Below are 26,913 nucleotides of genomic sequence, written 5' to 3'. Positions count from 1 at the left end.
AACAGCTTTGTTTAAAGCGCAGTCGTAGCCAAGCATAGGTATTTGCTATCAGAGCCAGCCATCATCATTAGCGGTTAGGCCTTTGGTGTTTGGTTAAAGCACTATTATCACAGGCTTTAGTAAGGTAGTTAAGTTTTAGGAGATAAAAATGACAGGGTTACTAGCAGAACTATCAACACCAGAAATACAACTGCCGCCTAAAGCTCAGGTAACAACAAATCTGTCTGAGGAATTACGCAGAGCAGAAAGAGCAGAACTTAGAGAGTTATCGTTTTTAAATGAGCCTATTGATGGACTGCAGGAATTACTATCTGATGGTGTTAAATGTTTACTTAAAGCTTTATGTCAGCAATTTGCTTCTGAAGTTAGCTCATTACTTGAGGCTCGCCAGCTAAAACAGCAACGTTTATCGCTCGGTGAAAAGCAGGACTTTTCAACAGAAACAGCTTCTATTCGTCAGGGGCGTTGGCAGATCCGCGCAGTTACTGAAGCTCTGCAAGATAGGCGTGTAGAGCTCACCGGAACTGTAGCCAAAAAGAGCGTGACTGACACAGGTATCCATACCGATGCGAAAGCTTTTGTTGTTGAGTTTACCGACGCACAAAATTGGCAAAGCATTATACAAGGGCATATTGACCTTGCTGGCTTGGTAACCCGTAATATTGGCTCCAGCAAGGTTAGTGACGATAGTGAGTTGCAGCTAGACAGGAGTTCTGCTGCAGTCATTACCTGCAAAGTGCGTAGCTTACATATCAAACAACAGCAGATTGAATTTGCCGGTGAGCCTATCCCCGCAGGGCTATTTGATTTTTGCGTATATTTTTATAACAACTATCGTCAACTGCTGAGTAATGGCAGTGGACCCTATTTTTATATTCCTAAACTAGAATGCCACTTAGAGGCTCGTTGGTGGGCAAAGGTATTTGCATTTGTCGAGGCTCGCTTTTGTTTACAGCCTGGCTCGATTAAATGTACTTGTGGCATCGAAACCATCCCCGCCATGTTGGAGATGGATGAAATCTTGTATGAGCTGAGATCAAATATTGTCGCGCTAAATAGCGCTAACTTATTAAGTATTGTGAGTGCAGCTCAAATCGATGAAATACAAGGTGGTAAGCCATTGTCTGATAGCCGCTTGAATGCCGATAGCGTAAGTTTAGACGCGTATCAACGCCTATTGGTTAAAACCTGTCATAAGCGTGGGGCATTAGCGCTAGCTACAATATTCATTGATGAGCTTACTCAGGTGAGCTCAGTGGATAATGCAAAGCTACTTAGCATCACGCGTGACTTGGAATTAAAAGCACGTAGTGGTTTTGATGGTGTCAATGTAAATAATGCTTGGCTTGCTGAGACAGCAATGTCGGTATTTAACCGTTACATAGGTGAGAACAATAGCAATCAATTACACATTACCCGAGACGTTGATGCGCCAATTCATGCTCAAGATCTATTGCCAGCCGTATAAGGTGATGAGCTTAATTCATGTATCTGTTTAGAGCGTGATTAGACGCTACCAATTTCTAAAGATAGTTGTTTTATAGAAAGTGAAAGTTTGGCTACATTTTGTAGCTTGTGTCCCCCGCACGGTATCCCTACGTGCCGTGCGGGTTTTTATTTACGTTTGGTTTTCCTACCATTTATTTGCTTGTGATTAGCGACTCTTCGGAGTCGCGTTTTTTTAGGTAAGCAAGCGTAAGCTCAATTTATTAAAATGACCTGTTACTTTTACAACCAATAAATGCGTTATTGGCTAGCGATTATTTGCTTGGTTATCGACTTCGCAATGTTGTTTGGAATAGGGAAACTCAAATGGTACTGGGCGATTCTCCAAGCGCCATTGGTTTTAATCAGTGTTCCGGTTCCACGGCTAACACCATAAGATGGGCTAGACAATACTTCATCAAACCAAATTACATCGCCGCGTTGTGTCATTTCTCTGCTGGTTAGATCATAACGCCAGCCTTTTGTTGGGCGAGCATATTGTTCAAACTCTGCCTTTGACCAATGTTCACTAACATCTGTACCAATAAATATGCCGTCATCAGCATATAGAGCAAAATAGTTGTCCCAATCTGCTGTCGATGAGTATTGGTTTAGTGCATTCAAGACGTTGGCTGCTTGTTGTTTATCTTGGCTTAGCTCATGGGCTGCTAATGTATGGCTGGTTATCATAGTAAATAGCATGCAAAACGTAGCGAAGGATTTTACCAAGACTTTATGTAAGCTGATGTTGAACATTACTTTATTATCCTTTTATTGGTTATAGTTCGTTTGGCTCATTGAGCCTAGTATCAAATAAAGTTACTTCCGCTTAGGAGTTACCTATATAAGAGTATTTAGCTCGTGAGCTTTATTGAGATAGTCATTATTGCCAATTTACAGGGTCAAGCTGATAAAAAGAACTTAGCTCAGCATATAGTGCAGGGTGATTAGAAATAAACTCATGGGGCTGCTCAAAAAAGACTTCGCTTATTACTGCAAAGAATTCCGCAGGATTTGTGGCGCCGTAATAGCTAAAGAGTGAATGTTCACCATGCTGGGCGGCGTTGACTAATACTTGATACTCTTGCATTAATATTGCTGACCACGATTGGTAGTCAGCAGTATTTTTTAAGATAGGTGCGCCATTAGCATTACCGCCTTCTTGATCTAATTGATGGGCAAATTCATGGATCACCACATTGCTACCATCATCTGGAATAGCCGCATCATGCTTGGTTGTTTGCCAGGATAAAATCACTCGACCATTTTGCCATGATTCTCCAGCTAGCACTCTACGTTGCTCTGATACAACTCCGGCGCCATGTTGTTGCTGGTTTTCAACGATAAATGCTGACGGGTAAATTAAAATTTCTTTTAAGTTGGGGTAGAAATCAGTTTTGCGGTTAAGCAGTAATAAGCATGCTTGGGCTGCTACAGTCACTCTAATCTCATCGTTGATCTGTAATCCATCACAACCGACAAAGCGTTTCTCTGCAATAAAAACCTGAATATGCTTTTTTAGCTGCAATTGTAAATCAGCTGGTAGCACTCTAAAAAATGGTATGCGGCGTTTTAGTATTTCTCGCCACTGATGGGGAAAAGGCTGTTTAGTAATGGCTAATCGACGTTGCTTAGCGCGCCATGTCGTGCTGGCAATCCAGAAAATTGCTGCGCCACTCAGTAATAAAATTAAAACAATAGCTATCATAGCCGTCCTTTTTAAATCCATGTATAGGTTTTGATATGTGGTTTGATGCGCGAAATTCAACCACAGCTGATAATTATTGCGCTTAATACTTGAGGATTAATCATGAGGTTGGTTGTTGGTTGTTGGTTGTTGGTTGCAGCGATTAAAGTGATATTTTGAATAAAAAATGCTGACAGAGTAATACTTCAAAAGAGTTCCAACTACTGTCAGCCAAGGTCAGGACGGGAGGGTTATTCTACGATTATGCTTTGCTCCTTTTGTTTACGTTGTTCTGCCGTTAGGTTGAAATGGTGTTCAATCAAAAAGCGGATTAGTTTAGATTTAGCTATATCGCAGTCATCTGCGAGTGTGGCTAAATGAGCAATTGCCGACTCAGTTAAGGTAAAAGTTGCCTTTCTTACCGGTGCAGGCCCTTTTTTGACGGTTTTAATATCGCTGGTTTCGGGTTGACTTACAGTTTTTATCGCACAGCTTGTTGCTGGTTTAGCTGCAACGAATGCGAGATCTGCAAGTGTATTTTGCTCTGAGGTCACCACTTGCTGACCAAGAGCATATCGGTTTGCGTCATTAATAAAATCATCAACTAGCGAGTCGAGTGTTAATTGATGAGGTTGTACTTTATTCTTGGGGGTTCTAGACCGCGTAGAGCTTTTCTTGAGATCTGCCAGACCCATAATTACCTCTCATCTTTTTCATCTGTTTTTCGGCAAGTCGGTTGCGGATCTCGGTCGCGTTAGTCACCTGAAGCATTTCACACGCTATGCCTCTTATCTCGTTAGCAGCTTTTCCTTTAGGTTCAATTTCAAGTACAGATAAACCAGACTCTTCACTATCATCGTATATGTTGCGGCTATAGGTAATCGCGTCTAGTACATTGATGTCGTAGGTTTTACAAACTTCCTTTGCTTCAAAAATACGGCTGGCTTGATTGGGAAGGCTAGGGCATTGGGTAATGACAAAAGTGGCCCGCATCTTAGGGTTTATCATCATGCATGTTGCTACGATATCGTCCATATGACTGACGGTTTTTAAATCTCTGCGCTTAGGGCGTAGCGGCATTAGCACATGGGAAGCAACCGACATGGTTGCACGTAGCGCTAAATTGTCTTGGCCACCACAATCAACAAGTACATAGTCGTAATGTTGCTCTAAGCTAAGAAGATCATTACGGATTTTGCCATAGAGTTGTACACAATTGATGCTAGGTAATTCAGTATTATTGTTACGCGCATGGATCCAGTCAGATGTTGTACGTTGAGGATCGCAATCGACCATGATAACTGAGGCTTGGCATTCTGCGGTTAGAAACACTGCTATGTTTTGGGCTAGGCAACTTTTACCGCTGCCACCTTTTTCGCCACCAACGAGTATGATCATATTGTTTTCCTTTTGTACGCGGTTATTTATAGCTTTTATTGTGTGAATTAAAGGGCGACAGATTGCGTACTTGTTTAGTGCGGTGTTGAGCCTAAAACCTACTAAATCAACGTTGAGCCTAAAACCTACTAAATCAACTCGGTCGCAGTAACTTCAATCGAGTGTCATTTTAATCTAGGTCGATAAACCTAGTTCGTCAACGGTACAAATTTTGGCGCTTTCTTGAGTCATTGGCAGGCGTTATTTTGTTGACGCCGAATGTAGATTTGATGTTTTTTTGACGATTTAGTGAGCAACTTATGCAGGTTGTTATTCGCTAATATAATTAACCATTTAGCGCTACTATTGCGTAGTAAAAGTTGTTTTATGTCGTTCAAATGTTGAACTCCCGATGGCAAAAGGATTACTTTAATTGTGTTTCTGTTATGTTAATGGCTCTGCTTATAAGAAATAGGTATATCGTTTTAGTTGCGCGGGAATAGTCCTTAAATAGAAATAGAGGCGTTTTAGTGGCTAACAAGGCAGTAGTTTTATTGAGAGGCTGATAGAATCTAGGTTTACTATTTCAGATTTTTTATATTGAGGCTTGCTCATAATGGATGAAAAACTCCTACTAGAAGCTATTACCCAAAAAATGCCGTTTGGTAAATATGCCGGAAGGCGCTTGCTTGAATTACCCGAACCTTACTTAGTTTGGTTTCACTCGAAAGGCTTTCCTGAGGGGAAGTTAGGCCAGCAATTAGCCTTAATGTATGAAGTTAAACTTAATGGTCTTGAAGGCATGTTGCAGCCTATATTAGATGAAGCGAAGCGTTCGTAGTTAATTCTGACAAATTTACTGGAAATAAGCTGTATTTTATAAAGTTCCGTGCTAGGTAAACAAATCTTTGGTTCTGAGAGTTGGATCTAATAGTTGCGACTAATTAGAGATTTATAATCTATTGCGTGCTTTAATAATGAAGAATTGATAACTTTTAAAGGAAATGTCCGATGATAGCTAAATTAGTTAAATTGGCTGCGGCAGCAACTCTAGCACTAGGTATTTCAAGCGCATGGGCACAAGGTGTTATGCATGAAGGTACTGTAATGGATACTATGAACGGTGGTGGTTACACTTACGTTCAAATTCAAGAAGCTGACAAGACTTTCTGGGCTGCGGGTCCACAAGTTGAAGTGAAAAAAGGCGATACAGTTGTTGTTCAAGAGCAAATGTGGATGAGCGATTTTAGCAGCAAAACGCTAAACCGTACCTTCGACAAATTGCTATTTGTTGGTCGTATCGACAAGAAATAAATGCTGTTGTTGATTGCTTTTAGTTAGGCATCAACCAACAGGCATTGAGATTAAGCAATCTATAAACAGCTAGAATTTTTAATGGCGTAGACTAACCTCTACGCCATTTTCTTTTGTTTTAAATCATGGTTTTTACTGTCAATCGTATTGCTTTGAGATAGTCATTATTACAGCGATTCGCCTCGAATTAGTTTGCCAAAAATCGTTCTGAGTAGATCAAATTCTTATACTGATTGGTATAAGATACACAACTCGTTATAAACCATTAGAAAGTATCATCAGCTTATGTTGACCTTAATCCCTTATCAAAAAGCATATGCACAAGACGTTGCTAACCTTTGTCATTTAGCGATTCAAAGCATAAGTGAATCGATATACAGTGCTGAAGAAAAGTCGGCTTGGTCTTTTGCGCCAAGGTCGGCTTATCATTGGCATAAGCGTTTATCAAAATCACAAGCTTGGTTAGTTGTTGATGGGGCTATATCTATATCAGCAAAGCCAGTGTGTTGCGGCGTGATCAATGTGGAAACCCGCTTTGATAGTCAAGGTTACATCGAGAGCTTGTATGTTGCGCCTAATTATCAACTGCGCGGTATTGCTAAACAGTTATATCAGGCTCTTGAACTATGGGCGCGCCAGCAGAAATTTGCCGAACTAACTGTTGATGCCTCTAAAGTATCAAAGCCGTTATTTGAATCACAAGGCTTTAAGCTCAGGCATCGTAGTTATCAAGAAAAGCGTGGTGTCATTATTATGGGGTACTACCTGAACAAGCCTCTAAGCTAATTGCTATAAAGGCTTAGGCTTTGGGAGTTAAAGCGGCGTTAGATGATGACTAGTATAGTGAACCTGCGGTTCAATAGTTTCATCTAAGGTTTGCATCTTGCTGATAAATTGAGTAAACGCCTGCGGTAAGCTTAAACCTTCAATATCTTTACTCCATGTTGCTTGGAGTATCGCATGGTATCCCTCTTTACCCGATGCGGTGTAAGACGAGGATACGCCTTTATAAAAACTATTTGGGTCAACATCTAACCAAGTATTCACACCAGCATTTGTGCGCAATATTTCTAGTTTGATGATCCGTTGTCCTAGCTGTTGCTTACCATCGTAAAAATACTTAAGTCCATAGGTGTATGGAAAGCTGCCAGCTCCGGTACCGATAACACTGTTGTTGGTTGCGCCATTAATTGCAGACTCAAGCAATTGGAATAAGTATTTTCCTTGGATCTCATACGCAACCAAAGGAATATCAAACGGTAAAATACGCCCAAGCACTTCAGCTAAACTGACTTCACCTTTATCAAGTGACTGACGAACGCCGCCTGCATTATGCAGGGCAAAGTCTATCTCTATACCTGACTCAAGGGTTTCTTGATACATACTACGGCTCACCCAGGGAGCAATTTCACTACCATGGGGTAGGGCTTTGCTAGGTAAACGAGTATGAATTAAGTTTCTTGGTACAAAGGCCAAGATCTTGTTATTCATTGCATCTAGGCTAGGGCGATACCTTTGCGAAATTCTGGCTTGAATGCAGGGATCTTCCTCATCAAATAAAATGAAAGGGTGAGACTCTAATACGTGGCGTACGTTTAAATAATCCTCTGGGCTGACATCGTTAGATGATTGCAGAATAAACTGCTGATCTAACATAAAGTAGTTTCCGCCGCTAAGAGAGGTTACTTGCCCTTGAGCATCAAATTCGATATCAGCCAAGCCAAGAGTTTCTGCGTACTTACCTGCATGTAAAATAGCCGTGCCATTAACACGTTCGCCATAGGGCATATTGGATAAGCCCAAGTCTTTAAAATCGCCTTGTAGAGTATGTGAGTGGCCACCAACAATCACGCTAATATGATCGACTTCTTGAGCAAGAACCTTATCTTGATCTAAGCCGAGGTGGCTTAACACGACTATATGGTCGATACCACTCGTTTTTAAAAGCTTGACTGTGCGCTTGGTAGTTTCAATTGCGTTGATAAAGTTAATATCTTCATCGGGCCCTGCAATTTCGGCCATTTGATCTAATGTGATCCCTATTATAGCCACTTGCTTATCACCAAGTGGTTTAAGCAATACTTTTGCGGTTTGAGTTTGTGGGTTTAGATCAAACAGGTTTGGATGGCCATTCAGTCTTGCACGTTTTTTTGGGCATTCTTGACTGAGGTCCATATTGCCTGCAAGCAAAGGGAATTTGATATCATTGAGAAAGTCTAGGACTGGCTCATTACCAGCGTCAATCTCATGGTTGCCCAGCACCATTGCGTCGGGCTTGAGCATATTAAGTAGGTCTGAATTGGCTTTACCTTTAAATTCATTGAAGTAAAGCGTGCCCTGAAAGCTGTCACCACCATGCAGAAATAAAAATGTTTGCTGATTATTTACAGCATCTGCCCTTGCCTGATTTAGCTGGTATCCGATACGAGCATAACCACCAGTATGGCTATATAAAGTTAGCTCTTTTTGCTGTTGAAATAGCGTAAATTGAATTCGATTTGCATCAAAGTGAGAGTGAGTATCGTTAATGTGGGCAAGTTTTAATTTATATTGCGCGACTGTAGGGTGTGCTGTTGTCATCTTATTCCTCTGGACCAAAGAGGGATTATAGCATGCAGAAGGTGACCAATCACAAGCAGATTTGTTGCTGTTTTATAGTGTAATCGTAACTACGCTGGTATGTTAAAGGCACAAAAAAGGGAGCCATGCTCCCTTTTTTAAGTGTTAATTTAACGAGATAGTTAATGTGGCTACTTAGCTAAATTAATTTTTTTCTTGCTCAAAATCGCCATCATCAGATAAGACAATACCTTTATCTTTCATACGACGGCTCCATAACTTACGTGCAAATTGCTGCATATCCGTTACTGGGTCATTTGAGTCGACAATTTCAAGGCCGAGTAAAGATTCAACGATATCTTCCAAGGTAACAATACCTTCGTTAGAACCGTATTCATCTACAATCATCGCAATCTTAGTATTTCGCTTAATCATCAGCTCAAAAAGAGGCAAAATTTTAGCAGTCTCAGGGATCACTAATAAGTTCTTTTTAAGCACTGCGATAGACTCTTTTGGAGTGCTACGTTCAGCAAGCAAAATATCATTTCTATTAACGTAGCCAATAATGTTATCTGGATCTTCGTCATAGACAGGAATTCGAGTAAATGGCTTAGCCATAAATTGGCGCGTAAAATCAACCTGAGTCAAATCTGTTGGCAGCCTGAACATAACCGTTCTTGGGGTCATGATAGCGGTAACTGGCATCTCTTTAACCGATAGCATTTGAGTCAAAATTTTCGACTCTTGCTCATCAAGTTCACCTGATGCACGACCAATTTCAGCCATGGCGCTCATTTCTTGACGGATATATTGACCTTCGTCGCCTTTACCCATTAGCTGGGTCACTTGCTTGGACATCCAAATAAGTGGCAAGGTACTGCGTTCCATCCAAACTAATGCGATAGAAACAACAGGTGCTAAAGAGCGCCAGTAGTTTGCACCTAAAGTTTTAGGAACGATCTCTGAAAAGAAGAGAATTAAGAAGGTAAGAACACCAGAAAATACGCCTAGCATCTCATCGCCGAATACCTTTGCCGCTTGTGCACCAGCAACCGCAGCACCTACGGTGTGGGCAATAGTGTTTAGCGTTAGGATTGAAACGAGAGGAGATTCAACGTTCTCTTTTTGCTTACGTAGTCTGTCAGCTGCAGCCGGATTAGTGGCGGACAATGACGCAATGTAACTTGGTGTAACCGACAGCAATACAGCTTCAAATACACTACAAAGAAAAGAGACGGAAATCGCGACAAATATTATAATGATAAGAGTTATCATAAAGGTGAAATTACACCTCCACATGGCAGACCAAAATTAGTCTGCGCGGATTCTAGCACAGGTTTAGATCTTTGGTGATAGCTTGCTGGCTAATATTTGTTAAGATCTGTATAATTCGCCGCCCACAAGCTGGTTTTAGGTTTTTTTGAGGTTAGACAAAATGAGTGAAAAGAAGATCAATTTATTAGATCTTGATCGTAAAGCATTAAGAGCGCTATTTACCGAAATGGGTGAAAAGCCATTCCGTGCTGATCAATTAATGAAGTGGATTTATCATTTTGGCGTTAGTGACTTTGAAGAAATGACTAACATTAACAAAGCATTGCGCGCTAAATTAGCGGCTAAATGCGAGATCGTTGCGCCAGCTATTTCGAGTTATCAAAAGTCTGCAGATGGCACGATTAAGTTTGCTATTAATGTAGGTGATGGCCAAGAAGTTGAAACCGTTTATATTCCAGAAGACGACCGTGCAACGCTTTGTGTATCGTCTCAAGTAGGTTGTGCACTTGAATGTACTTTCTGCTCTACTGCACAGCAAGGTTTTAACCGTAACCTCACAGTTGCTGAAATTGTTGGTCAAATTTGGCGTGTTGCTGATTTTATCGGTTTTGTTAAAGACACTGGTGAGCGTCCAATCACTAACGTGGTAATGATGGGCATGGGTGAGCCGCTACTTAACCTTAAGAACGTGATCCCAGCAATGGATATTATGTTAGATGACTTTGGTTTTAGTTTATCTAAGCGCCGCGTAACCGTATCGACTTCGGGTGTTGTGCCTGCGCTAGACAAACTTGGCGATGCACTAGATGTGGCGTTAGCTGTAAGTATTCATGCGCCAAATGATGAGCTTCGTGATGTGCTAGTTCCTATCAATAAAAAGTATCCGCTTGAAGAGTTCTTAGCGGGTATTCGCCGTTATATTGCTAAATCAAACGCTAACCGTGGCCGCGTTACACTAGAATATGTAATGTTAGACCACATTAATGACAGCACAGACCAAGCCCATGAACTGGCTAAACTGATGAAAGATACACCTTGTAAGGTTAACTTAATTCCGTTTAACCCATACCCTGGTTCACCATATGGTCGTTCATCAAATTCACGTATCGACAGATTCTCGAAAGTGCTGATGGAATACGGGCTTACCGTTATTGTGCGTAAGACGCGCGGCGACGATATTGACGCTGCTTGTGGTCAATTAGCCGGTGACATTCGCGACAGAACTAAACGTTTAGCGAAAAAACAAATGCAACAGAGTCAAATTTCGGTCACAATGAACTAACTCTTTGTATCTACTGATAGATGGGCTTAACAATGAATCAGAGAAAGGTGGTATTACCGCTGGTATTTATCTTGTCATCAATGGTGACAACTGGGTGCGTAACCCAAGATACCTACACGGGTACTGATACACCGGTTTCTGAGCGCAAAATTAACAAAGAGGCTGCAGCGCGTCAGCGAGTGCAACTCGGGTTAACCTATCTACAAAAAGGCAATAGTGAGCAAGCAAAAGCTAACCTCGATAGAGCAGAGGCTTTTGCTCCTGACTTGGAAGAAGTTCATATTGCCTTTGCTTATTACTATCAATCGGTAGGTGAGCTAGAAAAAACAGAGCAAGCATATAGAAAAGCGATCAATACCAGTAACGTCACCGGTGATGCTTATAATAATTTTGGTGCTTTTCTATGTCAGCAAGGCAAATATGCCGAGTCTGAAAAGATGTTTTTAGCAGCGGTTGATCAACCTCTGTATACCCGTTCGGCTTCAACTTACGAAAACTTGGGAATTTGTAGTCGAAAAGCAGGTCAAATTAGTCAAGCGCAGCATTATTTTGCAATGGCGCTTAAGTACGATCCTAGAAGACGCACCTCGCTCTTAGAATTGACAGAAATCGATTTAGAAGAGGGAAGATACGCTGAGGCAAAAGAGCAGCTATCTCGTTATCATCGAGTTGCGTTGGAGTCAGCGACCAGTCTGGCATTAGGGATTAAAATAGAACAAGGTTTGAGTGACGAAGACGCAGTAAGACGATTTGGTATCTTACTACTGGCAAAGTTTCCACAGTCCATTCAAGCCAAAGAATATCGGGCTAGTATGCATTAATGAAAAATGAACAGAATCAAGCGCCCAATGTAGACAATGAAAGCCTAGTGGATGAGCCTACGCTCACACTGGGCGTTTTGCTAAAAACAGCCCGCGAAAGCAAAGGCTTATCGGTTGAGGCTCTGGCGTCGCAATTACATTTACGCCCAGCAATCATTGAGCAAATCGAGGCAGATAATTTAGCAGAGGTCGGTGCGGCCACATATGTGCGTGGTTATGTTAAAAACTACGCTAGAGCCGTACAGGCTGATCCGTTTGCGGTTAAAGAGTGCTTAGACAAGCAACTTGAAGATGATGAAAAGCCATCAATGCAGAGCTTTTCACGTAAGACCACTCGACAAGCTCGTGATGGCCGTTTAATGGCGCTAACTTATATCATTGTATTCGTGCTGTTGGCACTTATGGTGCTGTGGTGGTTCCAAAAGTCATCAATGGAAACCGCAGTTGATTACTCTAAGCCGACAGTGGAAGAAGTTGCGGCCTCAGTAGAAAGTGGTATGCCTAGCCCTGTTGCTGCGCTTTTAGAAAGTAATAATGCTGAGCCACAAGCAATTGAGGCTGAAGATAATGCCGCCCCAGGTGCTGAACTAAATTATGCCAGTGAGTTAACCGAAGGTGACGCTGCACTTGCTGTTAGTCAAGCTCTAACGCCAGACACAACTAACGATACGCAAAACCAGAACTCAAGCCAGCAAGCAACTTCAAGCGAAAACGCATCGCAAGTGCTAAACCCTGTCGCTTCACAAGCTGACGCTGTAACTGATTCAAATCTCACATTGACGTTAACGGGTGATTGCTGGATTAAAGTCGCAGACGCTAGCGGTAACATCTTAGTTAGCGATCTTAAGCGTTCAGGTAGCCAAATTAATCTTGTTGGGCCAGAGCCATTTGCGGTAACGCTAGGTGCCCCGCAAGTCGTCAACATTCAACTTAATGGCGCAGACATTAGTTTAGATGCGCAGAAGTACCCTCGCGGTAAAGTGGCAAGATTAACCTTGCCACTAGCAGAGCAATAACAGAGCACAACACCATGTATAACGAATCTCCTATTATTAGACGCAAATCAAGCCGAATTTATGTTGGCAACGTACCTATTGGTGATGGTGCACCAATTGCTGTTCAGTCGATGACCAATACACGCACTACAGATGTTGAAGCAACCGTTGCTCAAATTCGCGCGTTAGAAAATGTTGGTGCCGACATAGTACGTGTTTCTGTACCTACAATGGATGCGGCTGAAGCATTTAAGCTGATTAAGCAGCAAACCAAAGTGCCGCTAGTTGCAGATATCCACTTTGACTACCGTATCGCCCTTAAAGTGGCTGAATACGGCGTTGACTGTTTACGTATCAACCCAGGTAACATCGGTAATGAAGAGCGTATTCGCAACGTAGTTGAATGCGCCCGTGACAAAAATATCCCTATCCGTATCGGAGTTAACGGCGGTTCATTAGAAAAAGATCTAATGGACAAATACAAAGAGCCGACTCCTGAAGCCTTGCTTGAATCTGCAATGCGTCACGTGGACATTCTTGACCGTTTGAACTTCGATCAGTTTAAAGTCAGTGTTAAAGCGTCAGATGTATTCTTAGCGGTTGAATCATACCGTTTATTGGCTAAGCAAATTGTGCAGCCATTGCACCTTGGTATTACTGAAGCGGGCGGCGCACGAGCTGGTTCAGTTAAGTCTGCAGTAGGTCTAGGTATGCTACTTGCTGACGGTATTGGTGACACGCTACGTATTTCATTAGCTGCAGACCCAGTAGAAGAAATCAAAGTCGGCTTTGATATCTTAAAGTCGTTACGTATTCGTTCTCGCGGCATTAACTTTATTGCCTGTCCGTCATGTTCACGCCAAGAGTTTGATGTGATTTCAACGGTTAACGAGCTTGAGCAGCGCTTAGAAGACATAGTAACACCAATGGATGTATCGATTATTGGCTGTGTAGTAAACGGGCCTGGTGAAGCTTTAGTATCGGATATCGGTTTAACTGGTGGTAACCGCATGAGTGGCTATTACGATGATGGCGTGCGTCAAAAAGAGCGCTTCGACAATAATAACATTGTCGACTCTCTTGAAGCTAAGATCCGCGCAAAAGCTGCAATTGTTGCCGGTCGAATTCCAGCACAAGATTTGAATAAGTAAGTACAATGTCATCACAAGCCCGCTCTGCAGGCTTGTGATTTTTTATGGCTGAATCCAGCTGTTGTACGTTTAGTCCCGAAACGCCTATAATGCGAGGCGTTTTTTAATTTTTATATAGCAAATTTACGAGTCGAATAGTGGCAAAACAGATCCAAGCGATTCGCGGAATGAACGACATTCTGCCTACCCAAAGTCCTTTATGGCAAAAACTTGAAACCGTATTACGTGACACTGTTGGGTCATATGGTTACAGCGAAATTCGTACTCCTATCGTTGAAAGTACAGATCTCTTTAAGCGCTCTATCGGTGAAGTTACTGATATCGTTGAAAAAGAGATGTATACCTTTGAAGATAGAAACGGTGACAGCTTAACCCTTCGTCCTGAAGGCACTGCGTCTACAGTACGTGCTGGTAACGAACATGGTTTGCTATATAACCAAGAGCAACGCCTTTGGTATATGGGTCCAATGTTCCGCCACGAACGCCCACAAAAAGGTCGTTACCGTCAATTCCACCAATTTGGTGTTGAAGTTTACGGCATCCCAAGCGCTGATATCGATGCAGAAGTGTTAATGCTATCTGCCAAGCTATGGGAAAAGTTAGGTATTACTGAGCATGTAACGCTTGAGCTAAATACGCTGGGTGATACAGAAGAGCGCGCAGCCTACCGCGACGCGCTAATTGCTTTCTTAGAGCAGCATAAAGACGTATTAGATGAAGACAGCCAACGCCGTATGTATTCTAATCCGCTGCGTGTTTTAGATTCTAAAAACGCTGACGTACAGGCACTTTTAGCTGATGCTCCTGTATTAATGGATTACTTTGGTGAAGACACGCGTTCACATTTTTCACATTTATGTGAACTCTTAGAGGCTGTCGGCATCCAATACACAATCAATCCTCGCCTAGTGCGCGGTTTAGATTATTATAATCGCACGGTTTTTGAGTGGGTCACATCAAGCCTAGGCTCGCAAGGTACGGTACTTGCTGGCGGTCGTTATGATGGTTTAGTGGGTCAACTTGGTGGTAAGCCAACACCTGCAGTTGGTTTTGCTATGGGCTTAGAGCGCATCGTATTGCTACTGCAAACCCTTGAGCTTGATAAAGACATTGGCCCTGCGGTTGATGTATACGTGACAGCAATGGGCGATAGCTGCCGCATTGAAGCATTTAAGATTGCTCAAGAGCTAAGAACAAGTTTGCCAAATGCGAAAGTGATGAGTCACTGTGGTGGTGGCAACTTTAAGAAGCAAATGAAGCGAGCTGATAAAAGTGGTGCATCTGTAGCACTTGTTATTGGTGAAGATGAAGTTGCAAATAACCAAGTTGCAGTGAAACACCTTCGCGAAGATAAAGCACAAGAATTGGTTGCCCGTGATGCATTGGCGGCTTATATTGCAGAACTGATTTAAAAGGGGAAGACTGAAGTGGAAATCTATAGCACAGAAGAGCAACAAGTAGATGCTATCAAACAGTTCTGGAAAGATTACGGCACATCAGTAGTTATTGGTGCTGTTGTCGGTTTAGGTGGATTATTTGGTTGGAACTATTATTCTGACCACCAAGTGGCTCAAGCTGAAGCAGCGTCTGAGTCATTCCAAGCATTAAGCAGTCAAAATAGCGCAGATGCAGCTATGTTAAGCGCTGCAGAAAACTTTGCTAAAGAGCACGGTCAAAAAGGTTATCAATCACTACTTGAGCTTTTAGTGGCTAAATCAGCGGTTGAAACTGGCGATTTGGCTAAAGCAGAAGCAACATTAAAGAATGTGATTGCAACGAATGCTGATGCCAGCATTAATTTGATTGCGACTATGCGTCTTGCACGTGTACAAGCCGAGCAAGGTCAATTTGCAATAGCGATTACTACGCTTGAGCAAATTACTGATGCCGCTTCAGCAGCGCAACGAGATGAGTTAAAAGGTGATTTCTTAGTTCGCCAAGGCGAAACAGAAAAGGCAAAGATTGCCTATCAAACAGCAGTAGACAATGGTGGCACTATGACTAGTCCAACATTACAAATGAAGCTTGATAATCTGAACAAGGCATAAGGAATCTGCCCATGAAGTCTTGGTGCAAAACATTGCTCGCATGTGGAATGAGCATAGGCATGTTGTCTGCTTGTTCTTCAAGTGATGTAGAAGAAGAACCTATTACTCCGCTTAGCGAAATTGAAGCAAGTGTGTTCCCTGAAGTGACTTGGAGCGCAAATGTTGGTAGTGGCGTAGGTGATTACTATTCACGTTTACGTCCAGCTGCGCGTTACGACAAGCTATTTGTCGCAGATCGCTACGGTAAAGTAGAAGCATTTGACGAAGTAACAGGCGAGCGCGTTTGGGAAAATGACTTTAGCTCTGCATTTAGAGATAATGCACTGGCTAAAAACAAAGGCGCACGTTTGGCGGGTGGCGTAACGGCTGCACGTAACAAGATTTTTGTGGGCGGTGAAAGCGGCCTATTAGCGGCATTTGATGAAGCTACTGGTGAAGCTGTTTGGCATGTCATTGCTGGCGGTGAGCTATTATCAGCACCAACAGTGGGTGAAGATGTAGTGGTAGTGAATACTGGTGCAGGCACATTAGAAGCGTTTGACGTAGATGATGGCAGCTTGCAATGGGTTTACGAAAACCAACTACCAACTTTAACCTTGCGTGGTACTGGTGCTGCTTCTTATGAAGCCGGTGGATTCTTTGTTGGTACTGCTGATGGTAAAATCGCAGTAGTGATTAAAAATAATGGTCAGGCAGCTTGGGAGCAAGCTATCTATACGCCAGCGGGAGGCAACGAGTTCTCACGCATGGCTGATGTAGATATGAAGCCGCTATTAGTAGGTGAAAACCTATATGCTGTTAGCTATAACGGCAACTTGGTATCAATGGAAATGCGTACTGGCCGAATCGTTTGGTCACGTAGTTACTCAAGTTTCCATGAATTAGCCTATTCAGGTGCAAGCCTGTTTGTGGTTGATGACCATAGCCGTGTTTATTCTGTTGATAGACGAAATGGTCTAGAGTTATGGAATAACGCAGAGCTAGCTAACCGCAGTTTAACTGCAGCCGTTTCTTTTAAAGATTACGTAGTTGTAGGTGATTTTGAAGGCTACCTTCACTTTTTAAATAAGTCAGACGGTAAAATCGTTGGACGTGTAGAAGTGGATAGCTCTGGTTTATACAGTCAGCCATTAGTTGTTAACGACAACTTATATGTGCAGACTCGTGGTGGAAAAGTGATTCGAGTAACACTTCCGTAAGCCAAGTCGATTGAGATGATAAGGCCCCTGGATGTGTGTCCGGGGGCTTTTTAGTTATTAGAAAATGAGTAATAGAGGCAATTAAATGATTCCTGTTGTGGCCCTAGTTGGGCGACCAAACGTTGGTAAGTCGACCCTTTTTAACCGACTTACCCGTACCAGAGATGCGCTTGTCGCTGACTTTCCTGGGCTAACTCGGGATCGTAAATACGGCCGAGCACATCTTGCAGGTTATGAGTTCATCGTAGTTGATACCGGCGGTATTGACGGCACTGAAGAAGGGATTGAAACTCGCATGGCCGAGCAATCTCTAGCTGCGATTGAAGAAGCAGACGTAGTGTTATTTATGACCGACGCTCGCGCGGGTCTAACTGCTGCCGATCTTGCGATTGCTCAACATTTACGTAGCCGTGAAAAAACGACTTTCGTTGTTGCTAACAAAGTTGACGGTATCGATGCAGACTCTGCTTGTGCTGAGTTTTGGTCACTAGGCCTAGGTGAAGTTTACCAAATGGCAGCGGCTCAAGGCCGTGGCGTGACCAACATGATCGAGTATTCTTTAGCGCCATACGCAGAAGCGATGGGCATTAAAAAAGAAGAAGACGGTGATGATGACGAAGAAGAGCGCGAGTTTACTGAAGAAGAAGCAGAAGCTGAGCAAAAGCGTCTGCAAGACTTGCCAATTAAGTTGGCAATTATCGGTAAGCCAAACGTAGGTAAATCAACGCTAACTAACCGTATTTTAGGTGAAGAGCGCGTTGTTGTTTACGATGAGCCAGGCACGACTCGTGACAGTATTTATATCCCAATGGAACGTCAAGGCCGTGAATACGTATTGATTGACACTGCGGGTGTGCGTCGTCGTAGCAAGGTACATGAAACCGTTGAGAAGTTCTCAGTAATTAAAACTCTTAAAGCGGTTGAAGACAGTAACGTAGTGTTATTGGTTATCGACGCTCGTGAAGGTATTGCAGAGCAAGACTTAGGCCTATTAGGCTTCGTGCTTAACGCTGGTCGTGCACTAGTGATTGCGGTGAACAAGTGGGACGGTATTGACCAAGGCGTTAAAGATCGCGTTAAGAGCGAGCTGGATCGTCGTTTAGGTTTTATCGACTTCGCACGTATTCACTTTATCTCTGCACTTCACGGTACGGGTGTGGGTCACTTGTTTGAGTCAATCGAAGAAGCGTATGACAGTGCGACACGACGTGTTAGTACTTCTATGTTGACGCGTATCATGCAAATGTCACAAGACGATCATCAGCCACCATTGGTTAACGGTCGCCGTGTTAAGCTGAAGTACGCTCATGCCGGTGGTTACAACCCACCAATCGTGGTTGTACACGGTAACCAGGTTAAGAAGCTTCCAGACTCTTACAAGCGCTATATGATGAACTACTTCCGTCGTTCACTGAAAGTGATTGGTACCCCAATCCAGTTGCGCTTCCAAGAGGGTGGTAACCCGTTTGAGGGGATGAACAGCAAGAAACTGACTGTGAGCCAAGAGCGTCGCCGTAAGCGTATGGTTGGTCATATTCGCGACAAGAACAAAGATTAATTTGTGTTCTAGTTTCAGCTTGCTTGAACTCGCCGAATGATAGTTAAAAGGAACCTCAGGGTTCCTTTTTTGTTGAAGTCGTTTAGCTTATTTTGCACTTTGTTGAATAACATCTATTAGTCGTTGTCTCAATGGTTCGCTCATAGGGAACGTAAAGCTGGCACCTTGCATTATTGTTACGGGCTCAATAACCTGATCTTCCTTGTAAGCCACAACATAGTCATTGTCGCTCACCATCTTTTGGTAATGTGTTATCGCATAAATAGCTGTTTTTCGATCAAGGTCTTTATAGGTGAACTCAGAGGTGTGAGATAACACGTATTCCGTGTCTCTTTGTTGTTGAAAACGTCTATCTGTGCGACTGACAAAGCCGCGCATGCCACCGGTTTCAATATAAGAGTTACTGGTGCCTTCAATTCGATTGACGCTAATACCGTCTGGCGTAGTGATTTGATGACCACTCCAGAAGTTAATTTGCTTATGTTTTAAATCAATTCGGATATCGTTTAACTCTACATGCTTATACATATCGTTATTGGTAGTGCGAGTATTGTAGCGATATTGCACAATTAAGTTTTCAAAAGGGCCGTCTTCACCTGAATGGTGACAAGTAATACTGACAATATCAGGCAGAGGCTCGCATAACCGATTTACCAACTCACCGTTAAAGCCATGCTTTGTTGCTGCAGCGGTAAATGTGTCAGAGATGACGACTTTGCTCTCTGTTGTTGCATAGGCATTTAGATTTAGTGCTGCCAGCATGAGGCCTGCTGACCATTTTATCGTGTTGCTGATGTTTATTTTCATATAATTATTAGGCTTGTTGATTATTTCTAATTGATTAAAACTGACGGCAATATTGAGTTGCCGTCAGTGATGCGAATATTTTGTCTAGCAAGCGTTGATTACCTGCATACGAGTTGGAAGTTTGCTAAAAACAACTCTGAGTTAACTTACCTCAACCACAGTTGAAGTCACATTGCCATCGCGTAGGCGTGTGGTAAGGGTATCGCCAACGCAGGTATCTGCTGGAGACTGCACCACTTTACCATCTCCCGTTAAGGTAATGCTGTAACCACGGCTTAGGGTAGCGAGCGGACTAACGGTTTCTAATTGTTGTGCGCGGTGAGCAAGGCGCTGCTCACTCATCTTTAATTTATCATCCATGGCATCATTAAGTTTGGCGCTTAAATAGCTCAACCGCTGCGTTTCAAGAGTAAGGCGATGCTGCGGCGATTGATTAGCTAGACGGTTACTTAAATTTTGCTGTTTTAAAGTATGTGCATGCAGCTTAGTTTGCATCGCTTGTTGTAAGCGCAGCTGCATTTCATCAAAGGTTTGCTCATACATCTGTAGGCGACGCTGTGGATCTTGCTTTTGTAGGCGATGCTCAACAGTTTGTACTTGGCTTTGTTTCTTTAATTGATAATGTTGCCAAGCCTGCTTTAGGCGGGAAAGCTGTGCTAACAGCTTTTGCGCTTTATTGTCGGTGTCTTTTGATAACAGCTCTGCGCCTGCTGATGGCGTTGGCGCACGAAGATCAGCCACATAATCACTGATGGTTATATCAACCTCATGACCAACGGCAGACACAACAGGAATACCACTGTTATAAATAGTGTGGGCTAACCCTTCGTCGTTAAAGCTCCATAAATCTTCAAGCGAACCACCGCCACGAGTCACCAGCAATACGTCAACTTCGGCTCTGAAGTTAGCTAGATTGATGGCATCGCAAATGCTTTTGGCGGCATCAGTGCCTTGCACTGGAGTGGGGTAAATAATGACTTCAATTGATGAGTCTCGGCGAGCAAGTACATGCAAAATATCGCGGATCGCAGCGCCAGTCGGCGAGGTCACTACACCAATTTTTTGAATGTTAGCAGGAAGCGGGCGTTTAGTGTCAGTGGCAAATAACCCCTCTGCTGCTAGTTTCATCTTTAACGCTTCATATTGCTGGGCGAGTAATCCATCACCGGCCGGTAGCATAGATTCAATAATGAGTTGGTAATCGCCGCGAGGCTCATAAACGCTGATATTACCTTTAACCAATACTTGTTGACCGTTAGCAGGGCGAAAGGTTACTGCCTGATTGCGGCCTTTGAACATGGCGCAGCGTATTTGTGAGAAATTGTCTTTAAGCGTTAAATACCAGTGGCCAGAGCCCGGCGCCGCAAAGTTTGAAATTTCAGCATTGAGCCAAATTCGGCCTAGCTGACCCTCTAAAAGTTGTCTCACTTCGCCATTAAGGCGAGAGACGGTATAAACATCATTTTTTGGGGTTTTCATAATTTTTTTATACACAAATGCGATTTAATGTCTATTTTCCATTTACCAACCCAGATATGCAAGGTATAATCTCGCCGCAATATTTCACCTCTAATTCCTACTCTCTTGGGGAGATGTTGCATGTTAAGATTGAAAAAAGAAGCGTTAACTTTTGATGATGTGTTGTTGGTTCCAGCGCACTCTACCGTCCTCCCAAATACAGCTGTTTTAAAAACACGCCTGACGAATAAGATTGAGTTGAATACTCCAATCGTGTCTGCCGCTATGGATACCGTTACCGAAGCTCGTTTAGCGATTGCTATCGCGCAAGAAGGTGGCCTTGGTTTTATCCATAAAAACATGACGATTGAGCAGCAAGCTGAAGAAGTTCGCAAAGTAAAAATTTACGAAGCGGGTATCGTTCAGCAGCCAGTAACAGTGACACCATCAACCACATTAGCCGATCTTAAGGCATTGACCGAAAGAAATGGTTTCGCAGGTTATCCTGTCGTAAACGATGCTAACGAACTTGTTGGTATCATTACTGGCCGTGACGTACGTTTTATCACTGATTGGTCACGTACCGTCGATAAAGTGATGACGCCTAAAGAGCGTCTAGTAACCGTTCCTGAAGGCACTAAGCTAGATGAAGTTCAAAAACTGATGCACTCTCACCGTGTTGAGAAAGTATTGGTTGTTGATGACAACTTTAAGCTTAAAGGTCTTATCACTGTTAAAGATTTCCAAAAAGCAGAGCGTAAGCCTAATGCATGTAAAGACGAATTAGGTCGTTTACGTGTTGGCGCTGCCGTGGGTGCAGGTCCTGGTAACGAAGAGCGTGTTGATGCCCTAGTTTTAGCTGGCGTTGATATTTTGCTAATTGACTCTTCACATGGACACTCAGAAGGCGTTTTGCAACGCATTCGTGATACTCGTGCTAAATACCCAGACTTACAAATCGTTGGTGGTAACGTAGCAACAGCTGAAGGTGCGTTAGCACTAGTTGAAGCTGGCGTTAACGCAGTTAAAGTCGGTATTGGTCCTGGCTCTATCTGTACGACTCGTATTGTTACTGGTGTGGGTGTACCGCAAATTACTGCTGTATCTGATGCTGCAGCAGCGGTTAAGCACCTAGACATTCCAGTGATTGCTGATGGCGGTATTCGCTTCTCTGGTGATTTAGCTAAAGCACTTGCTGCTGGCGCATCGTGCATTATGGCTGGTTCTATGTTTGCAGGTACTGATGAAGCGCCAGGCGAAACTGAGCTATATAACGGTCGTGCATACAAGTCATACCGTGGTATGGGCTCTCTAGGGGCAATGACCCAAACTCAAGGCTCATCTGATCGTTATTTCCAAAGTGATAACGCAGCAGACAAGCTAGTACCTGAAGGTATTGAAGGTCGCGTAGCTTACAAAGGTAAGTTAAAAGAGATCATTCACCAGCACATGGGCGGTCTTCGTTCATGCATGGGTCTAACAGGTTGTGCAACGATTAAAGAGCTAAACGAGAAAGCTGAGTTTGTGAAAATCACCGCTGCGGGTATGGGCGAGTCGCATGTTCACGACGTAACGATTAGTAAAGAAGCACCTAACTATAGCACTCGTTCTTAATTAGTGTCTTAAATCTTAAGGGCGACATATAATGTCGCCCTTAAATTAAGCTAAGTAGTAAGTTCATAAAGTACTCATTGCTTAGTTAGTTAACAATAAAGAAAAAATAGAGATAAGGTACCCCATGAGCAACATTCATGAGCATAAGATCCTCATTTTAGATTTTGGATCGCAATACACTCAACTGATCGCCCGTCGTATTCGTGAAATCGGCGTGTATTGTGAACTTTGGGCTTGGGATGTTTCTGAAGAGCAAATTCGCGAATTTGCTCCAAACGGCATTATCTTAGCCGGTGGCCCTGAAAGTGTTACCGCTGAGAACTCACCACGCGCACCAGAATATGTGTTTAACGCTGGCGTACCTGTACTAGGTATTTGTTACGGCATGCAAACTATGTCTGAGCAGCTTGGTGGTAAAGTAATTCAAGGTGTGGGCGAAGGCGAGTTTGGTTATGCGCAAGTAGAACTACAAGCTGAATCGGCACTGTTTAAAGCAATTGAAGACGCAGTTAGCGAAACTGGCAAGCCATTACTTGATGTATGGATGAGCCACGGTGACAAAGTATCTGAAATCCCAGAAGGTTTCGTAGCCGTTGCTAAGACTGAGACTTGCCCATTTGCAGCTATGGCAAATGAAGACAAGCAGTTCTACGGCGTGCAGTTCCACCCTGAAGTGACTCACACTCGTCAAGGTAAGCGTATGCTTGAGCATTTCGCACTAGACATTTGTGCGTGTGAAGCAAACTGGAAACCAGCATCAATTATTGAAGATGCGGTAGCTCGTATTAAAGAGCAAGTGGGTGACGACGAAGTTATCTTAGGTCTATCTGGTGGTGTTGATTCATCAGTAGTTGCTATGCTTTTACACCGCGCGATTGGCGATAAGCTAACTTGTGTATTCGTTGATAACGGTTTACTACGTCTAAACGAAGCGCAGCAAGTCATGGAAATGTTTGGTGACCACTTTGGTCTAAACATTGTTCATGTTGATGCTGAAAACCGTTTCCTAGACGCTATGGCTGGCGAAGCTGAACCAGAAGCTAAGCGTAAGATCATTGGCCGCGTATTCGTAGAGATCTTCGACGAAGAATCTAAGAAATGCGTTAACGCTAAATGGCTTGCTCAAGGCACTATCTACCCAGACGTGATTGAGTCTGCAGGTAGTGCAACAGGTAAAGCACACTGCATTAAGTCACACCATAACGTTGGCGGTTTGCCAGATGATATGGAAATGGGTCTAGTTGAGCCATTACGTGAACTGTTTAAAGATGAAGTACGTAAGATTGGTCTAGAACTAGGTCTTCCATACGACATGCTTTACCGTCACCCGTTCCCAGGACCAGGTCTTGGTGTGCGCGTTCTTGGCGAAGTAAAGAAAGAATACTGTGACTTACTACGTCTAGCTGATGCGATCTTTATCGAAGAGCTACGCAAAGCCGACCTTTACAATAAAGTAAGCCAAGCATTTACTGTATTCCTACCAGTTCGTTCAGTGGGTGTTATGGGCGACGGTCGTAAGTACGACTGGGTTGTTTCATTACGTGCAGTAGAAACTATCGACTTTATGACGGCGCATTGGGCACACTTACCTTATGATTTCCTAGGTCGTGTATCTAACCGTATCATCAACGAAGTTGATGGTATTTCGCGCGTAGTTTACGATATTTCTGGTAAGCCACCTGCAACGATTGAGTGGGAATAATCTTCGGATTATAATTACGCTTAAATAAAGGTGCTTCGGCACCTTTTTTATTTGTACTGACGTGATGAATATTATCTTTGGAGCTTGGTTTGCCACAATTTGACTCAATAGAACAACAAGATCTTCATTTCATGAAAATGGCAATGGAGATGGCAACTAAGGCTGAAGAGAAGGGCGAAGTCCCTGTTGGAGCTGTGTTGGTTAAAGACGGTGAAGTAGTAAGCGCTGGCTTTAATTTTAGTATTGGCCTGCATGATCCAAGTGCTCACGCCGAAATGCAGTGTCTGCGCCAAGCCGGGCAAATTATGCAGAACTATCGTCTATTAGATACCACCTTATACGTTACTTTAGAGCCATGCGCTATGTGTGCCGGGGCAATTGTGCATTCACGTGTAAGCCGCTTAGTGTTTGGCGCTAAAGATCAAAAAACAGGTGCGGCAGGAACCGTAATCGATATCGTACGCCACAGTGCTTTTAATCATTTGGTCGAAGTGGATTCGGGTGTATTAGAGCAAGAGTGTGCTGAGCAGTTGAGTGCGTTCTTTAGACGCCGTAGAAAAGAGATTAAGGCGGCTAAAGCTTTGGCAAAACAACAAGCATTAGAATTGGGTGAAACAGCAACCCGACCTAAGGGTTGAAAAAGTTATCTTCAGACGGCTTAATAAAAACGAAAAATTGCTTCTGACGCCCGAGCACTTTTTGATGGCGTGTTTTTAGCTGGCTACGACGGCGTGCTGCAACATTGTTGATTGTTTTTTTTCTCATAATTAGCCCCACGATATTCGTTACTTTAGCTGCTTTGCTAACTGGTATTATTACTATTTAGCAAACTTTAATAGCGAAAGTCTACGCGAGAGTTATTAATCTTTGATGAATTTTGGGAATAAATGACTTGTGTGATGAAGTTGTCATTCCCGTTAGCTTATTGGTATAAGTCACCGCAAAGCTAAGTGGTGTTTAGCTAAGCGGAGGGGGAGTTTAATTGTCGGCTAGTTAATTTCAGGGGATGCATCAAGCAAAGGCTCTTGAGGCGCCTGTAAGTCAACCACTTTCTCTTGGATCTCAGCGGTTTGCAGTGGCTTATTCCTAAGTTCAAGCAGCATATTCTGGTTATCAATCCACACTAAAGTGTCGTAATAACGGCGAATGCTATCAACATAGTGCACAGCTTCATTACCGCGGGCATAACCATAGCGGGTTTTCTTGTAGTATTTACGTTTTTGCAGTAGTGGTAATACTGACTTTACATCGCGCCAAGCGCTAGGGTTTAAACCTTGAGCTTGTGCTAACTTACGCGCATCTTCAACATGACCTAAACCTATATTGTAAGAGGCAAGGGCAAACCACATCCGCTGACTAGCAGGGATCGACTCAGGTAAACGCTCAAGCATACTGTTTAAGTATTTCGCGCCGCCTTGAATGCTCTGATATGGATCAAGACGATTCTTAATACCCACTTGCTTCGCCGTAGGTAAAGTTAACATCATTAAGCCGCGCACACCGGTGGGCGAGCGAGCATTAGGATTCCAATGAGACTCTTGATAGGCCGTTGCAGCCAGTTTACGCCAGTCAATATCTCCAGCGTACTTTTCAAAGGTTGCTTGATACTTAGGTAGTTTATTGTCGATGGCACGAATGAATGCGCGAGTATCAACGTAATCAAAGCGCTTTACGTGAGCAAAGTACTTCTCATTTAAATGCGCCAATGTACCGCTGCGTTTTTCTATATGCCAAAAAGCCAATAATTCACTCATTAGCTTGTCGCTGTTATTAGGCGGCAACAGCCATACCACAGGTTGCTTCTGTTTTAGTACTAAGCCTTCACGCAGCTCCGGCATAAAGCGGCGGTTGATGTCTAAGCTGGTTGAGTCGGCAATAGTATAAGGAATATCGCCAGCTGCAATCATAGTGAGCAGTTCTTCTGCATCTTTATCTTTTTCTTGATTCCAGACTAAATCAGGATTGGATTTTTGTAATTCAGTCAAAGTATCGACAAAAGAGGAGTCGGTAATAACCGTTATTTCGCCTTTCAGCTTATCAATGCTCTTAGGTACAGGCGTACCTTGGCGATAGACTAAAACTTGGTTAACGCGATACAGCGGTGGACCAACTCGAAATTGCTCGCGTCTGGCAGGTGTGTCGCCAAGGCCTGCGGCTATGATGTCAATCTCACCGTTTTTCATGGCCGTATACAGCTCGCTAATATTAGCAAACGGCTGCATCTTTAATTCGAGACCGAGGTAATTGGCAAAACGCTCAGCCATTTCATAATCGTAACCTGAGTCACCCTGACCTGAAGTAAAGTAAATTTGCGGACCATATAAGGTGCCTACAACTAATTCCGTCTGCTTTGGTGGCTCAACGGGTTTTGCTTGCTCCACGACAACTTTCTGGCAAGCAGCCAGCAAAGCGATACAGCATAGAGTTAGCAAGATTTTTTTCATGATTTAGTCGTATTAGCACGTAAGTTAAAAAGAAACAGCCAGCGATTATATCACATTATAAGTCTTGGTAAAAAAGCGGCTTTTGCCTTGATGTATATTACTTTTATTATGAGCCTAAAATTGAATTTTGCGCATAA

Annotated in this window: 25 protein-coding genes; 15 read left to right on the top strand and 10 right to left on the bottom strand. The window is 43.1% G+C overall.

Features of this window, described 5'->3' with window-relative positions:
* Window positions 1-148: 148 nt before the first annotated feature.
* Window positions 149-1,468 carry a malate synthase A gene (locus MSG37_RS00880; RefSeq protein WP_248468692.1) on the top strand — a complete coding sequence of 440 codons (1,320 nt, stop codon included), beginning with the start codon at window positions 149-151 and terminating at the stop codon, window positions 1,466-1,468.
* Between the two features lie 278 nt (window positions 1,469-1,746).
* On the opposite strand, the gene MSG37_RS00875 is transcribed toward MSG37_RS00880, so the two are convergent.
* The 4 genes from MSG37_RS00875 to MSG37_RS00860 all read right to left on the bottom strand — a co-directional run bounded on the left by MSG37_RS00875 (window position 1,747) and on the right by MSG37_RS00860 (window position 4,570).
* A complete protein-coding gene (locus tag MSG37_RS00875) occupies window positions 1,747-2,187 on the bottom strand; it encodes a nuclear transport factor 2 family protein (RefSeq protein WP_248469125.1) in 441 nt (146 codons plus the stop codon).
* A 181-nt stretch (window positions 2,188-2,368) separates the two neighbouring features.
* On the bottom strand, window positions 2,369-3,193 hold the full coding sequence (locus MSG37_RS00870; protein WP_248468691.1) for a M90 family metallopeptidase: 825 nt from the start codon (window positions 3,191-3,193) through the stop codon (window positions 2,369-2,371).
* Between the two features lie 230 nt (window positions 3,194-3,423).
* Window positions 3,424-3,867 carry a CopG family transcriptional regulator gene (locus MSG37_RS00865; protein WP_248468690.1) on the bottom strand — a complete coding sequence of 148 codons (444 nt, stop codon included), beginning with the start codon at window positions 3,865-3,867 and terminating at the stop codon, window positions 3,424-3,426.
* Window positions 3,827-4,570, bottom strand: coding sequence for an AAA family ATPase (locus MSG37_RS00860; RefSeq protein ID WP_248468689.1), 744 nt, complete (start codon window positions 4,568-4,570; stop codon window positions 3,827-3,829). Before MSG37_RS00860 ends, MSG37_RS00865 begins: the two co-directional genes overlap by 41 nt.
* Before the next feature lie 595 nt (window positions 4,571-5,165).
* Here MSG37_RS00860 and MSG37_RS00855 point away from each other — a divergent pair.
* From MSG37_RS00855 to MSG37_RS00845, 3 genes are all read left to right on the top strand, one after another.
* The gene (locus tag MSG37_RS00855) at window positions 5,166-5,390 is read left to right on the top strand and encodes a DUF3820 family protein (RefSeq protein ID WP_108944029.1); all 225 of its coding nucleotides are present in this window, start codon (window positions 5,166-5,168) and stop codon (window positions 5,388-5,390) included.
* A 170-nt stretch (window positions 5,391-5,560) separates the two neighbouring features.
* Window positions 5,561-5,863, top strand: coding sequence for an NrfJ (locus MSG37_RS00850; RefSeq protein WP_248468688.1), 303 nt, complete (start codon window positions 5,561-5,563; stop codon window positions 5,861-5,863).
* 285 nt (window positions 5,864-6,148) lie between these two features.
* Window positions 6,149-6,649, top strand: a complete 501-nt coding sequence (locus MSG37_RS00845) for a GNAT family N-acetyltransferase (RefSeq protein ID WP_248468687.1) — start codon at window positions 6,149-6,151, stop codon at window positions 6,647-6,649.
* Window positions 6,650-6,676: 27 nt separating this feature from the next.
* Here the strand turns inward: MSG37_RS00845 and MSG37_RS00840 are convergent, their stop codons facing one another.
* The gene (locus tag MSG37_RS00840) at window positions 6,677-8,443 is read right to left on the bottom strand and encodes a bifunctional metallophosphatase/5'-nucleotidase (protein ID WP_248468686.1); all 1,767 of its coding nucleotides are present in this window, start codon (window positions 8,441-8,443) and stop codon (window positions 6,677-6,679) included.
* A 183-nt stretch (window positions 8,444-8,626) separates the two neighbouring features.
* Window positions 8,627-9,697, bottom strand: a complete 1,071-nt coding sequence (locus MSG37_RS00835) for a hemolysin family protein (protein ID WP_248468685.1) — start codon at window positions 9,695-9,697, stop codon at window positions 8,627-8,629.
* 160 nt (window positions 9,698-9,857) lie between these two features.
* Here MSG37_RS00835 and MSG37_RS00830 point away from each other — a divergent pair, with 160 nt between their 5' ends.
* The 8 genes from MSG37_RS00830 to der all read left to right on the top strand — a co-directional run bounded on the left by MSG37_RS00830 (window position 9,858) and on the right by der (window position 18,751).
* Window positions 9,858-10,979, top strand: a complete 1,122-nt coding sequence (locus MSG37_RS00830) for a bifunctional tRNA (adenosine(37)-C2)-methyltransferase TrmG/ribosomal RNA large subunit methyltransferase RlmN (RefSeq protein ID WP_248468684.1) — start codon at window positions 9,858-9,860, stop codon at window positions 10,977-10,979.
* A gap of 32 nt (window positions 10,980-11,011) precedes the next feature.
* Entirely contained in the window at window positions 11,012-11,800 is a 789-nt protein-coding gene (gene pilW / locus MSG37_RS00825) for a type IV pilus biogenesis/stability protein PilW (RefSeq protein WP_248468683.1), read from the top strand.
* Entirely contained in the window at window positions 11,800-12,816 is a 1,017-nt protein-coding gene (locus MSG37_RS00820) for a RodZ domain-containing protein (RefSeq protein ID WP_248468682.1), read from the top strand. The genes pilW and MSG37_RS00820 overlap by 1 nt, the downstream gene beginning before the upstream one ends.
* 14 nt (window positions 12,817-12,830) lie before the next feature.
* Window positions 12,831-13,946, top strand: a complete 1,116-nt coding sequence (gene ispG / locus MSG37_RS00815) for a flavodoxin-dependent (E)-4-hydroxy-3-methylbut-2-enyl-diphosphate synthase (protein WP_248468681.1) — start codon at window positions 12,831-12,833, stop codon at window positions 13,944-13,946.
* Window positions 13,947-14,083: 137 nt separating this feature from the next.
* Complete coding sequence (gene hisS, locus MSG37_RS00810) at window positions 14,084-15,358, top strand: histidine--tRNA ligase (RefSeq protein ID WP_248468680.1); 1,275 nt, start codon at window positions 14,084-14,086, stop codon at window positions 15,356-15,358.
* A gap of 15 nt (window positions 15,359-15,373) precedes the next feature.
* The gene (locus MSG37_RS00805; protein WP_248468679.1) at window positions 15,374-15,994 is read left to right on the top strand and encodes a tetratricopeptide repeat protein; all 621 of its coding nucleotides are present in this window, start codon (window positions 15,374-15,376) and stop codon (window positions 15,992-15,994) included.
* Between the two features lie 11 nt (window positions 15,995-16,005).
* Window positions 16,006-17,193, top strand: coding sequence for an outer membrane protein assembly factor BamB (bamB, locus tag MSG37_RS00800; protein ID WP_248468678.1), 1,188 nt, complete (start codon window positions 16,006-16,008; stop codon window positions 17,191-17,193).
* A gap of 85 nt (window positions 17,194-17,278) precedes the next feature.
* Window positions 17,279-18,751, top strand: a complete 1,473-nt coding sequence (gene der, locus MSG37_RS00795) for a ribosome biogenesis GTPase Der (RefSeq protein WP_248468677.1) — start codon at window positions 17,279-17,281, stop codon at window positions 18,749-18,751.
* A gap of 87 nt (window positions 18,752-18,838) precedes the next feature.
* Here the strand turns inward: der and MSG37_RS00790 are convergent, their stop codons facing one another.
* Window positions 18,839-19,513, bottom strand: a complete 675-nt coding sequence (locus tag MSG37_RS00790) for a hypothetical protein (RefSeq protein ID WP_248468676.1) — start codon at window positions 19,511-19,513, stop codon at window positions 18,839-18,841.
* A 186-nt stretch (window positions 19,514-19,699) separates the two neighbouring features.
* Complete coding sequence (xseA, locus tag MSG37_RS00785) at window positions 19,700-21,037, bottom strand: exodeoxyribonuclease VII large subunit (RefSeq protein ID WP_248468675.1); 1,338 nt, start codon at window positions 21,035-21,037, stop codon at window positions 19,700-19,702.
* Window positions 21,038-21,157: 120 nt separating this feature from the next.
* Between xseA and guaB the strand changes: the two genes are divergently transcribed.
* From guaB to tadA, 3 genes are all read left to right on the top strand, one after another.
* Window positions 21,158-22,630: an IMP dehydrogenase gene (guaB, locus tag MSG37_RS00780; protein WP_220781142.1), complete on the top strand. Its 1,473-nt coding sequence runs from the start codon at window positions 21,158-21,160 to the stop codon at window positions 22,628-22,630.
* Window positions 22,631-22,754: 124 nt separating this feature from the next.
* The gene (guaA, locus tag MSG37_RS00775) at window positions 22,755-24,332 is read left to right on the top strand and encodes a glutamine-hydrolyzing GMP synthase (RefSeq protein WP_248468674.1); all 1,578 of its coding nucleotides are present in this window, start codon (window positions 22,755-22,757) and stop codon (window positions 24,330-24,332) included.
* Window positions 24,333-24,421: 89 nt separating this feature from the next.
* The gene (gene tadA / locus MSG37_RS00770) at window positions 24,422-24,970 is read left to right on the top strand and encodes a tRNA adenosine(34) deaminase TadA (RefSeq protein ID WP_282446538.1); all 549 of its coding nucleotides are present in this window, start codon (window positions 24,422-24,424) and stop codon (window positions 24,968-24,970) included.
* Here the strand turns inward: tadA and MSG37_RS00765 are convergent.
* Window positions 24,960-25,097: a hypothetical protein gene (locus MSG37_RS00765; RefSeq protein ID WP_248468673.1), complete on the bottom strand. Its 138-nt coding sequence runs from the start codon at window positions 25,095-25,097 to the stop codon at window positions 24,960-24,962. The two genes, tadA and MSG37_RS00765, sit on opposite strands and share 11 nt — an antisense overlap.
* Window positions 25,098-25,321: 224 nt before the next feature.
* On the bottom strand, window positions 25,322-26,776 hold the full coding sequence (mltF, locus tag MSG37_RS00760) for a membrane-bound lytic murein transglycosylase MltF (protein ID WP_248468672.1): 1,455 nt from the start codon (window positions 26,774-26,776) through the stop codon (window positions 25,322-25,324).
* Window positions 26,777-26,913 lie beyond the last annotated feature (137 nt).

The organism is Shewanella sp. 1CM18E (assembly GCF_023161665.1).
Lineage (GTDB): Bacteria > Pseudomonadota > Gammaproteobacteria > Enterobacterales > Shewanellaceae > Shewanella.
Note: the sequence above shows the minus strand (reverse complement) of the source record. Positions and strands in the feature narration are given on the sequence as shown.

What these genes read in the sequence shown, in the direction of transcription:
- MSG37_RS00855 (WP_108944029.1), top strand. Translation starts at nt 5,166, where the DNA reads ATGGATGAAAAACTCCTACTAGAAGCTATTACCCAAAAAATGCCGTTT.
- pilW (WP_248468683.1), top strand. Translation starts at nt 11,012, where the DNA reads ATGAATCAGAGAAAGGTGGTATTACCGCTGGTATTTATCTTGTCATCA.
- MSG37_RS00880 (WP_248468692.1), top strand. Translation starts at nt 149, where the DNA reads ATGACAGGGTTACTAGCAGAACTATCAACACCAGAAATACAACTGCCG.
- guaA (WP_248468674.1), top strand. Translation starts at nt 22,755, where the DNA reads ATGAGCAACATTCATGAGCATAAGATCCTCATTTTAGATTTTGGATCG.
- MSG37_RS00840 (WP_248468686.1), bottom strand. Translation starts at nt 8,443, where the DNA reads ATGACAACAGCACACCCTACAGTCGCGCAATATAAATTAAAACTTGCC.
- bamB (WP_248468678.1), top strand. Translation starts at nt 16,006, where the DNA reads ATGAAGTCTTGGTGCAAAACATTGCTCGCATGTGGAATGAGCATAGGC.
- ispG (WP_248468681.1), top strand. Translation starts at nt 12,831, where the DNA reads ATGTATAACGAATCTCCTATTATTAGACGCAAATCAAGCCGAATTTAT.
- mltF (WP_248468672.1), bottom strand. Translation starts at nt 26,776, where the DNA reads ATGAAAAAAATCTTGCTAACTCTATGCTGTATCGCTTTGCTGGCTGCT.
- MSG37_RS00830 (WP_248468684.1), top strand. Translation starts at nt 9,858, where the DNA reads ATGAGTGAAAAGAAGATCAATTTATTAGATCTTGATCGTAAAGCATTA.
- MSG37_RS00765 (WP_248468673.1), bottom strand. Translation starts at nt 25,097, where the DNA reads ATGAGAAAAAAAACAATCAACAATGTTGCAGCACGCCGTCGTAGCCAG.
- MSG37_RS00865 (WP_248468690.1), bottom strand. Translation starts at nt 3,867, where the DNA reads ATGGGTCTGGCAGATCTCAAGAAAAGCTCTACGCGGTCTAGAACCCCC.
- xseA (WP_248468675.1), bottom strand. Translation starts at nt 21,037, where the DNA reads ATGAAAACCCCAAAAAATGATGTTTATACCGTCTCTCGCCTTAATGGC.
- MSG37_RS00870 (WP_248468691.1), bottom strand. Translation starts at nt 3,193, where the DNA reads ATGATAGCTATTGTTTTAATTTTATTACTGAGTGGCGCAGCAATTTTC.
- MSG37_RS00790 (WP_248468676.1), bottom strand. Translation starts at nt 19,513, where the DNA reads ATGCTGGCAGCACTAAATCTAAATGCCTATGCAACAACAGAGAGCAAA.
- der (WP_248468677.1), top strand. Translation starts at nt 17,279, where the DNA reads ATGATTCCTGTTGTGGCCCTAGTTGGGCGACCAAACGTTGGTAAGTCG.
- MSG37_RS00875 (WP_248469125.1), bottom strand. Translation starts at nt 2,187, where the DNA reads ATGCTATTTACTATGATAACCAGCCATACATTAGCAGCCCATGAGCTA.
- MSG37_RS00845 (WP_248468687.1), top strand. Translation starts at nt 6,149, where the DNA reads ATGTTGACCTTAATCCCTTATCAAAAAGCATATGCACAAGACGTTGCT.
- MSG37_RS00820 (WP_248468682.1), top strand. Translation starts at nt 11,800, where the DNA reads ATGAAAAATGAACAGAATCAAGCGCCCAATGTAGACAATGAAAGCCTA.
- MSG37_RS00850 (WP_248468688.1), top strand. Translation starts at nt 5,561, where the DNA reads ATGATAGCTAAATTAGTTAAATTGGCTGCGGCAGCAACTCTAGCACTA.
- MSG37_RS00835 (WP_248468685.1), bottom strand. Translation starts at nt 9,697, where the DNA reads ATGATAACTCTTATCATTATAATATTTGTCGCGATTTCCGTCTCTTTT.
- guaB (WP_220781142.1), top strand. Translation starts at nt 21,158, where the DNA reads ATGTTAAGATTGAAAAAAGAAGCGTTAACTTTTGATGATGTGTTGTTG.
- MSG37_RS00860 (WP_248468689.1), bottom strand. Translation starts at nt 4,570, where the DNA reads ATGATCATACTCGTTGGTGGCGAAAAAGGTGGCAGCGGTAAAAGTTGC.